Below are 15168 nucleotides of genomic sequence, written 5' to 3'. Positions count from 1 at the left end.
TTTATCGGTTACCCGATCAACATATTTTCTTTTGGATAACGAATCGTCCGGTCTCGTTGTGCCGCAAACGTGAACAGAATCGTCAAAGATCCAACACGTCCAAGCAGCATCATGAACATGATCAAGAACTTCCCAAAGCTGTTTAACTCTGGTGTCACATTCAATGATAGACCGACCGTCCCGAATGCGGAGACGGTCTCAAAGAACAGACCAATGAACGAGAGGTTCGGTTGACTCAACGCAAGGAGCGTCGTGATCAAAGCGATGAATAACAAACTGAAGACAGCAATCGCATACGCTTTTTGGATCGCCTGTGCTTGCACCGTCCGTCGCATCAGAACGGTCTCACGCTGTCCGCGTAAATACGTCCAGACATTCTTTAAGATGACCGCTGCCGTCGTGACCTTGATCCCAGAGCCCGTCGATGCGGAACCTGCTCCAATATACATCAGGACCATCATCAATCCGATCGAAAGCGGCACCATCGTCGTTAAGTCGATCGTTTGGAATCCAGCCGTCCGTGTCGTGACGACTTGGAAGAATACGATATGGAGCGCATGAAAGAACGACTCGTCTCGCAATGAACCTAAGTGAGACACCCATTCATAAAGCATCATCGCTAAGACGCCTAGTCCGTTGATGACGAGTAAAGACAGCACCATCAATTTCGAGTGCAGAGAGATTTTTTTAAAGCTTCGTTTTCCCGCAATATCCGCGATGACGGTAAAACCTAATCCACCAATCATCAAGAGGGCCGCGATTGTCAGGATAAACGTCGTATCTTGTTGGAAACCGATCAAGTTATCGCCCCAAAGTGCGAATCCCGCATTGTTGAAGGCAGATACGGCGTGGAACAAACCGAAGTAAAGTGCTTTCCCCAAGCTGTATTTGTATTGGATGAACAAATCAAGCGCAATCAAGAACATACCGACGACTTCGACAAGGACTGTCGTGACAATGATATTTCGAACAAGACGAATCGTCCCCCCTGGGCTATCGAGGTTGAACATCTCTTGGATGATGATGCGCTGACGAATCCCGATTTTTCGTCCCGTGACGCTCAGTAGGACGAGGGCAATCGTCATGAACCCGAGCCCCCCGACCTGAATCAAGAGCATCATGATAAGTTGACCGAGCAGATTAAAGGCTTCAGCGATATTAATCGTCGATAGACCCGTAACGGTTCCGGCAGAAGTCGCGACAAATAAGCAATCAATGAAGGAGACATCTTGCCCCTCCTGTTGTGAAATGGGCAACCATAACAAAAAACCACCTAATAAAATGGTTAATGTGAACCCCGTCGCGATGAAGCGTGCCGGTTTATCGAACAACTGATGGTACATCAATTCACCCACACGACCAAAACGCGCCAGTGGTGAACGTCTTTTATGCGAGAACATCTTACTCCCCCTAGATTTTTTTCAGACAGAATTGTCTTTATCATACTCCCTCGAATTAAGAAGTTCTATCGAAATATGCAATCGACTAAACGTTTTCTTATTTTTTTGGTAAACTAGATAAAAGTGGACGTGTAATCATTAAAGGAGGTTGAGGGAAACAGTGGACCCTAAGACGGCTGATCATTCGATTGAGGATGTCTGGCGAAGGCTGGAACGGCAATCACAATGGATGCCTGCGCAATTGTATTATCAATTTGAGGAACTCTTGTCACTACATTTGGAGCAACCGATTCTAAATGAATTGTATCAAGTGTTAAAAAAATACGACGTACTGACCGATATAGAGCGTGACGAACGAAACGAAAGCATTCAAATGCTAATCGATGAAAACGGCGCTTGATTCTCGGTTTTTGGATTTCCGAGCAGAAGAAGTGTCTTCTGCTCTTTTATTTTTCGTTCTTATACGCATTACATACAGAAAGGTGGCACACATCAATCATGGATATCGTGTCGATAATCGGGATCATATTAGGTCTTATCACACTGATCGGAGGAATGATCTTAAAGGGTGCGCCTCCAGTCGCCCTACTTAACCCTGCAGCCCTCGTCATCATCTTTGTCGGGACAGCAGCTGCCATCATGATTTCCTTCCCGAAGGAAAGACTGAAGGCTTTACCAGCTCTTTTTAAAATCATCTTTTTCGAACAAAAATTAATGACGAAACAAGTCCTACTCGGACAATTTCTGACACTCTCGACACAAGCCCGAAAAGAGGGACTGTTATCATTAGAAGCTGCCTTAGAAGAAGTCGACAATGCGTTCATGAAACGTGGTGTCATGATGGTCATCGATGGACAGCCGTCTGAATACGTCGAGGACGTCATGACACGCGACCTCGAAAACATGACAGAACGGCATCATGCCAATGCGAACATCTTCACGCAAGCTGGAACCTATGCTCCGACCCTCGGGGTTCTTGGTGCCGTCGTCGGTCTAGTCGCCGCCTTATCCGACCTGTCGGATATCGAAAAATTAGGTCATGCGATCTCCGGTGCCTTCATCGCGACGCTATTCGGGATTTTCACCGGATACGTGCTCTGGTTCCCATTCGCAACAAAACTAAAGCAAAAATCAGCAAACGAGATTCAGTTGTATGAAATGATGATCGAAGGTATTCTGTCAATCCAAAACGGTGAATCACCGAAAAACTTAGAAGATAAGCTACTCGTGTACCTGACACCGAAGGAGCGTGCGAACTATGAAGCGGAAAAAGAAGCCGCATGATGAACATATCTCCGAAGGCTGGTTAATTCCCTATGCCGACTTATTGACCTTACTACTGGCACTCTTCATCGTTTTGTTTGCTTCGAGTAATGTCGATGCCGTCAAGTTAAAAGCAATGTCCCAGTCGTTTAGCTCTGTCTTCAACGGTGGTTCAGGGATGATTACGAATAGCTCACTCTCTACTCAAGAAGAAGAGGATTCGAAAAAGCTCGACGCACGGACGAAAGCACAAAGTTATGAAATCGCAGAACTCGAGAAGATTAAAGAAGAAGCAAATAAATACATCAAAAATGAACAACTTGAGAAAGACATCAAGGTCGAAATCACGAACGAAGGACTTGTCTTTACGATTCGTGATCGAGCGTTGTTCTCACCAGCTCAAGCAGAAGTAAAGGGACGCTCGCTTCAAATCGCAGAAGGCATGAGTGCACTTCTCGTCAAGGCAGGGCAACGTCAAATCCAAGTCTCTGGTCATACGGATAATATCCCAATTAATACAGCACAGTATCCGTCAAACTGGGAACTGAGTGCGGACCGGGCGATTAGTTTCATGCGTGCCTTGCAACGCAATCCGAAGCTCGAACCGAAACGGTTCACCGTCAGCGGTTACGGAGAATTCCAACCGATTGCGTCCAATCAAACGGAAGCCGGTCGTAGCAAAAATCGTCGTGTCGAAGTATTGATTCGACCATTGATCGATTTGAAAGCGAACGTACTCGACGAAACAAAAGTTAAGTCCTGACCATCAAAAAGACTCCTTCGTGGTAGACACGAAGGAGTCTTTTTTAATAATACGGACGAATCATGATGTAGACGATGACGCCCGTTAAGCTGACGTATAACCAAAGCGGCATCGTAAAGCGTGTCCATTTTTTATGCTTCTCGAAATTTTGATTCACAGCATGCGCGAGTGACATCAAGACGAGCGGGACGATGACTGCAGCTAAAATGATGTGCGTAATCAAGATGAAGAAATAGATGGGACGAACGAAACCTTCGCCTCCGAATTTCGTCGATTCACTGACGGCATGATACGTGACGTACGAAATTAAGAATAAAGTCGTCGTCGTCATCGCACCACCAATAAAGCGACGATGATTCACGCGATTACCACGACGAATGGAAATCCATGCGCCGAGCAATAACATGAAGGTAAAACTATTGAAGATGGCGTTCAAAAAAGGAAGTAACGTCCAATCAAACCCTGAATCGACTTGTACGGGTGGTGCAAAGAATAAAAGCGCCACGAGCAAGTTGATGACGAGTGTCAATAGGATGACGAGTGGAACGAAATTCCGTTTAGTAGCAGGTTGTTGCATGAATCATTCTCCTTGTTTCCAGTCGAAATAACGTTTCAACCATTTTGGGATCGGACCAGCGAATAAACGTTCACGCCAGTAGACATCAGCAGCACGTTGAACGGCAGCACCACGAATCGGGTACGGATGCACGACACGTGACAATTGACCGACCTTATCCTTACGTGCCATCGCATAGACGACTTCTTGCATCCACTCACCCGCTTGTTCTCCGATCGCATGTGCTCCGATCAGTTTTCCCCGTTTATCAGCGATGAGCTTGACGCGACCTTCCGTCTGACCATTGATGACGAAACGATCGACTTCATCGAGACCCGTCTGGTAGATCTTGATCTCACCATGTTTTTTACGTGCTTCTTCTTCCGTCAATCCGAGATGGAACAATTCAGGCGTCGTGAATGTGACCCACGGGACTGCCCGATAATCAGGTTTCGTCCGTAGACCGAATAAAGCATTCGTGACGACGGTTTTTCCTTCAAGTCCTGCAACATGCGTAAACGGTAAAGAATTAATCGTATCTCCGACGGCAAAGATGTGCCGCTGATTTGTCCGGAGCGAACTATCGACTTGGACGAATCCTTTCTCGACGTGAACACCAGCACGGTCGAGACGTAACGCTTCGATACGTGGCTTACGGCCTACTGCGACAAGTACGGCATCCGTTTCAATGACACGTGATTCGCCGTTTGCTTCGACTGTCACTTCGATGCCTCCCGCCGATTTGCGGACGTGTGTGACTTTCGTATCGAGATGTAATGTCAATTCTTGCTCGAGCTGACGTTGAATGACTTCGACCATGTCACGGTCCTCTTTTCCGAGCAATGTCTTCATCCCCTCGATGATAGTGACTTCCGTTCCGAGGTGCGCATACGCTTGCGACAGCTCAAGACCGATTGCCCCACCACCGATGACGAGCAGACGCTCGGGACGCTCCGTTAATTCAAAGATCGTCTCGTTCGTTAAATAATCAATCGTATCAAGTCCATCAATCGGCGGAATGATCGGTTGAGAACCTGTTGAGATCGCAAACTTCTCACCCACGACAAGCTGTCCCGCTACTTCGACTTCATGGGCACTGAGGAATGTCGCTTCTCCGATATAGACGTCGACACCAAGATCTTCAAATCGTTTCGTTCCATCGTGTGATTGAATGATGTTACGCGCACGGTCGACGCTTGCTTTCGTTTTAGAATAGACAGCGTCTCCGTTCAGCGTCACATTGTATTTTTCAGCCGTACGCTTCATGACATGCACGTCGTGTGCGGCTTCAATCAACGCCTTCGAAGGAACACAACCATAATGGAGGCAATCTCCGCCTAGGTGTGCATGCCGTTCAATCAGGGCAACATGTGCACCAAGACTCGCTGCACCAGCAGCAATCGTCATTCCGGCAGCACCGCCACCGATGACAACTAATTGATAAGTCTTCATCGCGAGCCCTCCTCGTAACGACGTGTGATGTCTTCCATCCGTTTACGGTTGACGCCCCAGTCAGAATATCCTACACGAGATGCCGAACGGAAATGAATCACTTGTGCGGCTTCATCGAAGTAAAATTCGACGTCATCCTTGAAGCGAAAGACTTTACTCGTGAAGATGGCATGGATATATGTCCCTTCCTCCTTGACGACTTTCACGCGATCGAGGCTTTGTAGAATCCGTAAGAGTTGGAATTTCGAATCCGCAAGCGTTCCTTTGAACGGGAGCGGACGCATTTTCATATCCTGTAGATCGGTTTGAGTAGATACCGCATTCGGTTTTCCGGAGAGCGGTTGAAGCGTACCATTTGAAACACCAAGTGCCATGACTGATTCCTCCGTTTCCTATCATCTGATCCATTTCGTACTATAATCCACTTAACTTTACCAGTTTCTGTTTCACTCTGCCTGTCTGAGTGTTTACGCTTTCGTGACAGGTAGCAGAATCGTTGCGATGACACCGCCTTCCGGCTGATTATCGATGAATAGCTTGCCTTCATGTGCTTCGACGAGTTCTCGGCAAATCGATAGTCCGAGTCCTGTTCCGCCCTTTCCTTTTTGCACTTGATAGAACTTTTCTGTGACGTGACGCAAGTGCTCTTTCGGAATACCTGGTCCTTCATCACTGAAGGAGAGGAACAACACACGTTCTGAACGAACGAGGCGAATGGTAATCGTGCCACCGATTGGAGAAAAGCGAATCGCGTTATCGAGCAGGTTCAAGAAGACTTGTTTCAATCGATTTTCGTCGTATAGACCGACGACTTGCGCCGGTAATTTTTGTACGATCTGAACATTTTTTTCTTCTAGCTTTTGACGCAGTTGTGCTGTGACGGTCTCAATGATTTCCGTCAAGTTGACTTCCTGACGGTATAGAACGAGGCGGCTCGTCTCAAGTTTTGAGAAATCGAGTAACTGTTCAACGAGCGAGATCAAACGTTCCGTCTCTGAATGAATGATGCCCATCCCAAGCGACGCCTCTTCTGGCAACTGATCCTGTTCGACGAGTAACGTCTCGCTCCAGCCTTTGATCGATGTCAAAGGTGTCCGTAACTCATGGGAGATACCCGAAATGAATTCATCTTTCAATGTTTCCTGTTGCTTGATCTGTTGCCCCATATAGTTGATTGTCCGTGCTAGTTCTCCGAGTTCGAACGAATACTCCTCGTTCACCTTGACGTCGTAATGTTGTTTCGCGATTTGGTCCGACGCACCGATGACTTCTTGGATCGGCCGAACGATCGATGACACCAGACGTGAGGAATAGATGAAGGCAAGTCCCCAAATTACTGTACCCAGGAGGACGATCGCTAAACAAATTTCAATCACACGTCGATCGATTCGCTCAAGCGATGTCGTATAACGAAGTGCTCCCGTCGTCTGACCAAACGATACGACAGGTTCAGTCACTTCAAGCAAATGTTCTCCTGTCGCCTCATCGTCATATCGTTTCGTGACCGTCTGCCCCGCCCTCACTTGATTGACCGCCGCTCGCGTTAATTTACGTTGCGAGATGAAACCAGTCGAAGAATAGCGCGGAATGCCTGTCGCATCCAACACTTCGATTTCTGCATCTGGATAGGCGTAAGAATCGAGTACATCATGAATCGTCGCTTCTGAATCTGTGTAATCATAAGCGAGTCCGCTATTTGCGAACAAAACTGCACTCGCATTCGCATGACGTTTTAAGACATCCGTCGCCGTCACGTAGTAATAGTTATAGGTCACGAACGAGAGAATCCCGATGACGAGTAGGACCGTCACCGTGATGATCGTCATGAACCGCATTAATATCTGGCGCTTCATTCTTCGTTACGCCACTTGTATCCATGTCCCCACAATGTCTCGATGAACTTCGGTTCCGCTGGATTTTCTTCGATTTTTTGACGAAGGCGGCGAATGTTGACATCGACTGTCTTTCGGTCGCCGAAATAGTTCTCACCCCATACCGCATCGAGTAACTCATCTCGCGACATGACTTGATCCTCATTTTTAATGAAATGACAAAGTAAATCATATTCAGTCGGCGTTACTTCGACGTCGACACCTTCTTTTTGGACACGCTTCGCTCCTAAATCAATCCGGAACGGTCCTGAAACAAGTTCGCGTGGCTGTTTTCTACGGCGTAACGTCTCTACGCGTCGCAAGAGCGACTGGATACGTGCGAGTAATTCTGCTGGACTGAACGGCTTCGCGATGTAATCGTCCGCTCCTACGCTTAGTCCCATGACTTTATCTTCTTCTCGCGTCCGTGCCGTCAGCATGATGATCCCGACGACCTCGTCCTTCGCCCGCGCCTGTTCACAGACAGCGAAACCGTCTACTTCCGGCATCATGATATCCAGTAACAAAATATCAAAGGTCTGTTGATCAAATTGCGCCAGTGCCTCTTTTCCATTTTCCGCTTCAATGACGTCATAGCCTGCCCGTTTCAAATTGATGACGATGAAACTGCGAATCGCATGTTCATCCTCGGCTACTAGTATTTTGGTCATTCTTTTCTCCCCCTGACTCTTTATTCCACGAGTGTGACACGATTGACGAACCCTTCATAATCCTTCGTCGCGTCGATCACATAGACATAATCAATGCCCTCTTTAATTTTTCGTTTTTGGTCACTAGCAATGTATTGATTCTTTGGAATGATCTCTAATTCAAAATCAACCTGCTTCGTATCGCGATTGATGAAGCGAACGCGATTTTCACGCTTTTCAATCGTTTCCCGTGTCGCCCAATTAGCGGGGAAACGCATGACGAAATTATATTCTTGATCAATGTACTGCTCTTCCCGCAGTTCGAATCCACTCTCAAGAAACGGCGGATTGTTCGATCCGTTCCATGTGTAGTACGCTGTGATACGTGGTTTCGGCTCACCTTCACGCCCTTCACTACCACCTGGCGTATATTGATGACCGAACTCGACGATTCCGTCTTGATCGACATCCTTTGGGAACGTATACATCGGTTCAACGATCTCATCGACCTGACCGAAACGCACTTGTTCCAGCGTATCGTTCGCTAAGCGAAATAATGCGATGTGCATCTTGGCATCTCGTGTATAAGAGACGATCAAGCCTTTGTTGCGTGCGGCATTGATCGTATCGACTTCAAGTAAGTCATGTTCTGCGAATAAATCGCCATCTTTTGTCGCTAGTGTCGTCTCTTGACGCTTTTTCGACAAGATGTCCTTATAATAGATCAAACGAGACGGACTTCCCTTTTGTAGAAGCACCATATCCCTCTCGCGATCTTGATTCAAATCATCCACTGACAGGCGGTCATACCGATCCACCTTCGTGACATCTCGTTGCTTCGATAGTAACTGCTCAATGATGTATAACGTATTTTCACCATAACTGGTAATCCCGATGACTAAATGGTTTTGTTTATGCTGCGCGTCAGATACGACTTCGAGTCGATCGATGGCTCGACCGTCAGCTACCGTCTGCCGTGTCACAAGTCGCCATTTTTCACCTTGTCGTTCATGAACGAGAAGGTGAATCGTGAAACGTCCATCCTGCTCACTGCGGTAGAAAGTGATCGCTTCATCCTTACCGTTTCGGTCTAAATCGACAAGTTCGTATAGACGGGATACTACTTGATTGCGTGGCGCCACGATTTCTGCCTGTTTCGGCAAATCGCGGTCAATCCGCTCTTTCAACGACTGCTCCCATGCCGGAAGGGACGGATGTTCGAGTAGAGAAGCGGGATGCGGAAACATTGTACTGCATCCTGCTAATAATAGGCTTGATATGATCATGAAGAGATATTTCATAAAGTTGGAATCCTTTCCGTACGGGCTCTGTTTCCACTTTATCATACTCTCTCAACGGAGAGTATATTGTCGAATGGGACACAAGTTGTTACGATATACAGATAATTGAAAGGGGTTTGAATGTATGACGTACAAAATGATTGTTCTCGATTTAGATGATACCTTGTTGACAAGTGACCATACGATTTCACCACGTACGAAAGATGCCTTACTTGCTGCGCAACGTCGCGGGAAGAAAGTCGTGCTCGCAAGCGGTCGTCCGACATATGCGATGCTCGACCTTGCAGAAGAACTAGAACTCGCACGATATGGAAGCTACATCCTGAGCTTCAACGGCGCATCGATCATCGACTGTAAAACGAACGAATCGCTTTTCCTCAGTACCCTCTCTCCTGAGACGGTACATTGCCTTTACGATTTAAGTAAACGGGAGGATGTCTACATCCACACATATGTCGGAGATGAAATCCTGACAGAACAATCGAACGAGTATACGACGCTCGAAGGAAAATTGACTGGTATGGATGTCGTTCCCGTCACTGATTTTAAAGCCGCGATTCAAACACCTGTCGTCAAGTGTTTGATGATGGCAGAAGAGACACACCTCGCGTGTGTCGAGCAGACGCTTCAACAGGAACTCGCGGGTAAACTCGCCGTCGCCCGCTCGAAGCCGTTTTTCCTTGAATTCACGGAAGACGGTGTCACCAAAGGAACAAGCCTTGCCTTACTGTCTGAAAAACTGGGAATCGCTCAAGAAGAAGTCATTGCTTGCGGAGACGGCAACAACGATCTTTCAATGATCGAATGGGCAGGTCTTGGCGTTGCGATGGCGAATGCAGCCGATACCGTCAAAGAAAAAGCACAGTATATGACCGCTTCGAACGATGAAGATGGTGTTGCTCTCGTCGTCGAAAAGTTCATGATGGATGAAGAACCAGCAATCTCAAGCCGCTAAGTAACTCAAAAAAGCGTGTGTTCCGCATTCAACGGGACACACGCTTTTAATTTACGACAAACACCAGTCGATCGGTTCTCTTCCCTGCTCTTTTAACCAAGCATTCGTTTGAGAATACGGTTTACTACCGAAAAACCCACGACTCGCGGATAAGGGACTCGGATGAACAGCTTCAAGAACAAGATGACGATTCGTATCGATCAGCTCCTTCTTACTCTTCGCATGATTTCCCCAGAGGATGAACACGATTGGTTGTGTCTGTGTTCCTAATACTTCGATGACCCGATCCGTGAACGGTGCCCATCCTTTTTTAGCATGGGATCCCGCTCTCCCTTCTTCGACCGTAAGAGATGTATTGAGTAAGAATACACCTTGTCGTGACCAAGCTTCTAAGTTTCCAGATGTCGGAGCCGGACAACCGATGTCCGCGACGAGCTCCTTAAACATGTTTCGCAGAGATGGTGGAATCGGTACACCATCATGAACAGAAAAACTGAGTCCATTCGCCTGACGCGGACCATGATAGGGATCTTGCCCTAAGATGACGCACCGGACATCTTCTGGAGCGACCGCATCGAACGCATGAAAGATCCGCTCTTTCGGAGGATAGACGGTCGTCGTTTGATAGGCTTCCTTCAAAAAGGTCCACAGTTCTTGAAAATAGGGTTTTTCCTTTTCTTCTTTTAACACGGTTTGCCAAGATGGATGCACGTGAATCCGCTCCTTTTTCAGTCTCAAGTCGCTGTTCGTCCGTCTTGATTCTGCTATGATGGATGATGAGGTGGAAAACTATGATTCAGACAAAGCAAGTATTCGGACTACCATTCGTGGATGCGACACCTTCGCAATGGTATACCCATATTAAAACAATCTTACACGACCGAGGAAAAGCCTTTCTTGTCACGGCGAATCCCGAGCTCGTGTTGCGTGCATTGCGCGAACCTTCTTACGATGCCATCTTACGACGGGCGACGTTCATCACACCAGACGGGATCGGTGTGACGGCTGCCAGCAAACGGATGGGAGCACCGCTCACTGCGACATTGCCGGGAATCGAGACGGCACGTGAACTATTACGGACGGCAGACGCACTCGAGAAGCGCGTCTTTTTACTCGGTGGACGCCCGGAAGTCATGAAATCGCTCATCCGTCAGTTATCGATTCGTTTCCCGAACATTCACTTCGTGGGAACGTTTCATGGTTTTGGAAAAACAGAGGAAGCAACACGAGCGATCGCAGAAGCAGACGCTGATCTTGTTCTCGTTGCGCTCGGTGCCCCGAAACAGGAAGAATGGATCGCTTCCGTCTATGATCAAGTCAATCACGGTATCTTCATCGGTGTCGGTGGTGCGTTTGACGTCTGGTCCGGACACAGTAAACGTGCGCCTAAATTATTTCGTCGCCTCAAGTTAGAATGGCTTTATCGCATCTCAACGCATCCTCGTGGATTCGAGAAATTTAAGGACTTGTTACTCTTCCTGACGCTCGTACTTCGTAAAAAATCAACGCTCTCTTGAGCGTACACAAAAAGGCTCCCGACACGGCGGGAGCCTTTTTTACGCTTATCTTACGCGTTGACAGTCGAGAATGAACGACCGAGTTCTTTTGCTTTAGCGATTGCTGCTTCTTTGATCTCTTCTGCTTTTTCTGGGTTCATCGCCATACCTTCGATGAAGAGTGCATCGTAGTCTGTTACGCCAGTGAAAGCAAGTGCTTGACGGAGGTAGTCGTCACCGAAGTTAAGACCAGATCCTGTGTAGACGCCACCTGTTGCTTGGATGTGGAGTGCTTTTTTACCTTCCATCAAGCCTTTTGGACCTTCTGCAGTGTAAGCGAATGTTTTACCTGCAAGAAGAACGCTGTCGATGTACATTTTGAGACGTGCTGGGAAAGAGAAGTTCCACATTGGTGTAACGAAGACATACTCATCTGCTTCCATGTATTGCTCGAGGTGTTTTGTCATCGTACCGACTTTTGCAATCTCCACTTCTGTTAATTCTTCGCCAGTTGCGAACTTGCCCCATGCGCTAAGAACATCTGTATCGATTTCTTGGACTGTTTCGTTATATAGGTCAAGAACTTCTACTTCAGCTGAAGGATTCGCTGCTTTGTAGCTTTCGAGGAATGCTTCACCGACTTGAAGGCTGAAAGAGTGTTCTGTAGCTTTCGGGTTAACAGTTACATAAAGTAATTTAGTCATTATTATTTCTCCCTTTTATTTAAAGTAAATTCTGTAACTAAACATACCAACCACTTTTTCGTTTGTCAATTAGTTTGACTTCCAAACGAAGAAAAAAAGCTCAAGTCCGTGACCTGAGCTTTTTTAATCGTATGAGTGCTAATTCTTATACATTTTCGAGCGGCGTATAATGTTCGGCTCGTAAACCGATTCGTTTCAACTGATCAATCAACTGTTCCTTTTCAGAAACCGACAAATCCTTAAATAAGTCCGCTAAAAAGGCTTCATGTTTCGGGAATGTCTCTTCCATTAGTTCGCGTCCAGCTTCCGTTAATGTCCCAAATGTGACACGACGATCCGTCGCACATGATTTTCGCGCAATCAATCCGCGCTTTTCAAGTTTATCGACAACATACGTCACACTTCCGCTCGTTAATAGAATCTTATCGCCAATTTGTTGTAGAGGCGTGTCCCCTTTGTGGTACAGCAATTCAAGAACGCCGAACTCCGATAAATTCAATTGATGTGTTTTGATGTCTGCCTTCACTTGCTCCGTCACCGCATGCATCGTCCGAGATAGAACAACGAGCATTTTCAATGCCAGCTTCGAGTCTGTCGATTCCATTTTACGTTCGCCCCTCTTTGTGTTGTATCGTCACAATCATAGACTTCTTTGTCTATCCGGTCAATTCTTGTTGAAATTTTCCAATCGATTTATATCTCAAAAAAAGTTCTTGCCGTGAAACGCGTTTCATAGCCTATCGTCTTGATATACACTAAGAAGGAGGTAATCATCATGTCGATCCATACTCGGTTAACCCAGCTATTCAAGCGGAATGTCGCTTTTGAATGGGCGATTGAACAGTTGCATACACCAGCAGGCTATTATTTATGTCAACACACGTTAGTTGATCAATACCCTGATTTGTCTCCTCAAGAAAAAACACGACTGCTCTCAAAAATCAATGAACTGGCTGAACAGACAACTCCATTCTCGGCTCCCGTCTCCCGACAGGATTGGCGCCGACTTGAACAACGATTATCTCGCCAGACCTAATTCAGGAGGGATGCGCGATGACGAATATCCGAGACTTGGCACGTGAAGCAAACGTATCCGTTACGACAGTCTCACGTGTACTAAATAATCATCCGTATGTGGCAAACGAGAAGCGACAAGCTGTCCGAGAAGCGATAGAAAAACTCGGCTATATCCGTAATCAAACCGCTGTCCATCTTTCGACGGGCATGACAAAAACGGTCGGAGTTATGCTTCCGTTTGTTGATCATCCATATCACGCCGCCATTCTCCAAGGCATCGCTCAAGCAGCCTTTGACGCCAGTTATCGGTTCTTGACGTGGCAAACGAATTATGTGGAAACGCATGAGCAACTGGCACTGGATGCGCTGGCGCAACAGGAAATCGACGCACTCATCGTCGTGTCACACAGCCTTCCATTATCAGTGATTTTACCGTATGAACGCTATGGACCGATTGTCTTTTGTGAACACCATGAAGACGTGGTCGCTGTTTATATCGATCACTATACTGCCTTTCAACAAGGACTCGCGCATCTGCGACAACAAGGACACACAAGTATCGGTATCTGTCTCGGAAGACCGGACAGCACGAATAGCTTAGCACGCAAACATGCGTATCAAGAGGTCGTATGTGACGAATTCGTCTATGAACAAACATTGACGATCGAAGATGGTGCGACTGTTGCGAGACGTTGGATGCAACAAAAACAACGACCGACCGCTATCTTGACCGCCAGCGATCACGTCGCAGCGGGTCTGATCTTGGAACTCCGAAAACAAGGCTATCAGGTCCCGGGAGATCTCTCTGTCATTGGTTTTGATGGAAGTGAACTCGCTGAAGTCTTAGCGATGACGACGATCGCGATTCCGTATGCCACGATCGGGCGACATGCTTTTCAATTGACTATCCGCGAAGATCCAATAGCTCGTCCACAAATCGAAGTGCCTTCAGCGTTCATTTCTGGAACGACCGTCCTGCCCCATGCATGAATCCATATAAAAAAGCGGCGATTTCATCGATTTGAATTCGCCGCTTCATTTTGTTTAAAGTGCTCCTGCTGCTACATACCGTGATCCCCAGTAGCCGCCACGGAACGATTCTTTGACGACTCTTCCATAATACGAGTTCGCATTGATCATCGTACCACCATCAACAGCGATTCCAACGTGTTGAATCCCACTTCCATGAGTAAAGAAGACAAGATCACCAGCGCCAGGCGCTGTTCGTTTTGTTGCCGCATATTGAGCTGATGCCGTACGTGGCAGTGATTTCCCTAGTGCTTGATAGACATAACGCGTAAATCCGGAGCAATCAAAGCCAACTGGTCCTGTCGCACCAAAAACATAAGGACGTCCTTTTAAACTTTCTGCTACAGAAACGATCGTTGATCCGGTTTTACTAAGTCCCTTTGTCGCTTTAGCGTTATACGCTTTTGTGTATGTAGAGGCGATGTAGGCTGATTTCCCTTGATGACGGATTTGATACCATTCTTTGACCTGACCCACGACCGTCACAGCTTGACCGAGTTTCAATTGTCCGACTCGTTGACTCGATACAGCAGCTTTGGCGCGAATATTCAGCACATCCACCGATACCACTACTTTTTTACTTGTTGCAGCTTGCGTTGATGCTGGAACCAGTGTCCAACTACTGATAAGTAACGTTAGGGTTAACAAAACACGAGTGACAGCTTTCATGGATTCATTCTCCTTTTATGTATGAATAGGAAGTCTTTAAAT

General features: G+C 46.9%; 18 protein-coding genes. 7 read left to right on the top strand and 11 right to left on the bottom strand.

All coding sequences use genetic code 11. The features are described 5' to 3' along the window. Positions 1 to 8: 8 nt before the first annotated feature. The gene (locus tag ACHWTJ_RS13535) at positions 9 to 1400 is read right to left on the bottom strand and encodes a TrkH family potassium uptake protein (RefSeq protein WP_294748109.1); all 1392 of its coding nucleotides are present in this window, start codon (positions 1398 to 1400) and stop codon (positions 9 to 11) included. A 160-nt stretch (positions 1401 to 1560) separates the two neighbouring features. Here ACHWTJ_RS13535 and ACHWTJ_RS13530 point away from each other — a divergent pair, with 160 nt between their 5' ends. The 3 genes from ACHWTJ_RS13530 (at position 1561) to motB (ending at position 3426) form a co-directional block, all read left to right on the top strand. Continuing rightward, the gene (locus ACHWTJ_RS13530; protein WP_023469697.1) at positions 1561 to 1800 is read left to right on the top strand and encodes a hypothetical protein; all 240 of its coding nucleotides are present in this window, start codon (positions 1561 to 1563) and stop codon (positions 1798 to 1800) included. 98 nt (positions 1801 to 1898) lie between these two features. Further along, positions 1899 to 2684 (top strand): flagellar motor stator protein MotA, encoded by a 786-nt coding sequence (gene motA / locus ACHWTJ_RS13525; RefSeq protein WP_294740009.1) that lies wholly within the window; start codon positions 1899 to 1901, stop codon positions 2682 to 2684. Next, positions 2659 to 3426, top strand: coding sequence for a flagellar motor protein MotB (gene motB, locus ACHWTJ_RS13520; RefSeq protein ID WP_294751952.1), 768 nt, complete (start codon positions 2659 to 2661; stop codon positions 3424 to 3426). The genes motA and motB overlap by 26 nt, the downstream gene beginning before the upstream one ends. Positions 3427 to 3469: 43 nt before the next feature. Here motB and ACHWTJ_RS13515 read toward each other — a convergent pair whose 3' ends face one another. The 6 genes from ACHWTJ_RS13515 to ACHWTJ_RS13490 form a co-directional block, all read right to left on the bottom strand. Continuing rightward, entirely contained in the window at positions 3470 to 4003 is a 534-nt protein-coding gene (locus ACHWTJ_RS13515; protein WP_064300688.1) for a DUF420 domain-containing protein, read from the bottom strand. Positions 4004 to 4006: 3 nt separating this feature from the next. Next, entirely contained in the window at positions 4007 to 5434 is a 1428-nt protein-coding gene (locus ACHWTJ_RS13510; RefSeq protein ID WP_294740013.1) for an NAD(P)/FAD-dependent oxidoreductase, read from the bottom strand. Beyond that, positions 5431 to 5808: a DUF1499 domain-containing protein gene (locus tag ACHWTJ_RS13505; RefSeq protein ID WP_050678428.1), complete on the bottom strand. Its 378-nt coding sequence runs from the start codon at positions 5806 to 5808 to the stop codon at positions 5431 to 5433. Before ACHWTJ_RS13505 ends, ACHWTJ_RS13510 begins: the two co-directional genes overlap by 4 nt. A gap of 93 nt (positions 5809 to 5901) precedes the next feature. Further along, positions 5902 to 7287: a cell wall metabolism sensor histidine kinase WalK gene (locus tag ACHWTJ_RS13500; protein ID WP_294748103.1), complete on the bottom strand. Its 1386-nt coding sequence runs from the start codon at positions 7285 to 7287 to the stop codon at positions 5902 to 5904. Then, positions 7284 to 7976: a response regulator transcription factor gene (locus ACHWTJ_RS13495; RefSeq protein WP_023469704.1), complete on the bottom strand. Its 693-nt coding sequence runs from the start codon at positions 7974 to 7976 to the stop codon at positions 7284 to 7286. The genes ACHWTJ_RS13500 and ACHWTJ_RS13495 overlap by 4 nt, the downstream gene beginning before the upstream one ends. Positions 7977 to 7996: 20 nt before the next feature. Continuing rightward, positions 7997 to 9202: a hypothetical protein gene (locus ACHWTJ_RS13490; protein WP_294751943.1), complete on the bottom strand. Its 1206-nt coding sequence runs from the start codon at positions 9200 to 9202 to the stop codon at positions 7997 to 7999. A gap of 178 nt (positions 9203 to 9380) precedes the next feature. On the opposite strand from ACHWTJ_RS13490, the gene ACHWTJ_RS13485 reads away from it, so the two are divergent. Then, entirely contained in the window at positions 9381 to 10211 is an 831-nt protein-coding gene (locus tag ACHWTJ_RS13485) for a Cof-type HAD-IIB family hydrolase (RefSeq protein ID WP_394679865.1), read from the top strand. A gap of 51 nt (positions 10212 to 10262) precedes the next feature. Here ACHWTJ_RS13485 and ACHWTJ_RS13480 read toward each other — a convergent pair whose 3' ends face one another. Beyond that, positions 10263 to 10922, bottom strand: a complete 660-nt coding sequence (locus ACHWTJ_RS13480) for a uracil-DNA glycosylase (RefSeq protein WP_294740022.1) — start codon at positions 10920 to 10922, stop codon at positions 10263 to 10265. Positions 10923 to 11002: 80 nt separating this feature from the next. On the opposite strand from ACHWTJ_RS13480, the gene ACHWTJ_RS13475 reads away from it, so the two are divergent. Further along, a complete protein-coding gene (locus tag ACHWTJ_RS13475) occupies positions 11003 to 11728 on the top strand; it encodes a WecB/TagA/CpsF family glycosyltransferase (protein ID WP_294740025.1) in 726 nt (241 codons plus the stop codon). A gap of 50 nt (positions 11729 to 11778) precedes the next feature. On the opposite strand, the gene ACHWTJ_RS13470 is transcribed toward ACHWTJ_RS13475, so the two are convergent. Together ACHWTJ_RS13470 and ACHWTJ_RS13465 are read right to left on the bottom strand one after the other, a co-directional pair. Beyond that, entirely contained in the window at positions 11779 to 12411 is a 633-nt protein-coding gene (locus ACHWTJ_RS13470; RefSeq protein ID WP_023469709.1) for an NAD(P)H-dependent oxidoreductase, read from the bottom strand. A gap of 145 nt (positions 12412 to 12556) precedes the next feature. Beyond that, the gene (locus ACHWTJ_RS13465; protein ID WP_029342913.1) at positions 12557 to 13015 is read right to left on the bottom strand and encodes a MarR family winged helix-turn-helix transcriptional regulator; all 459 of its coding nucleotides are present in this window, start codon (positions 13013 to 13015) and stop codon (positions 12557 to 12559) included. A gap of 171 nt (positions 13016 to 13186) precedes the next feature. On the opposite strand from ACHWTJ_RS13465, the gene ACHWTJ_RS13460 reads away from it, so the two are divergent. Then, complete coding sequence (locus tag ACHWTJ_RS13460; RefSeq protein ID WP_294740030.1) at positions 13187 to 13447, top strand: hypothetical protein; 261 nt, start codon at positions 13187 to 13189, stop codon at positions 13445 to 13447. Positions 13448 to 13464: 17 nt separating this feature from the next. Beyond that, a complete protein-coding gene (locus ACHWTJ_RS13455; RefSeq protein WP_394679864.1) occupies positions 13465 to 14418 on the top strand; it encodes a LacI family DNA-binding transcriptional regulator in 954 nt (317 codons plus the stop codon). Positions 14419 to 14472: 54 nt separating this feature from the next. Here the strand turns inward: ACHWTJ_RS13455 and ACHWTJ_RS13450 are convergent, their stop codons facing one another. Beyond that, positions 14473 to 15126, bottom strand: coding sequence for a C40 family peptidase (locus ACHWTJ_RS13450; RefSeq protein ID WP_294740033.1), 654 nt, complete (start codon positions 15124 to 15126; stop codon positions 14473 to 14475). Between the last annotated feature and the right edge of the window lie 42 nt (positions 15127 to 15168).

It is taken from the genome of uncultured Exiguobacterium sp. (assembly GCF_964277885.1).
Lineage (GTDB): Bacteria > Bacillota > Bacilli > Exiguobacteriales > Exiguobacteriaceae > Exiguobacterium_A.
This window is presented reverse-complemented; position numbering and strand designations above follow the sequence as displayed.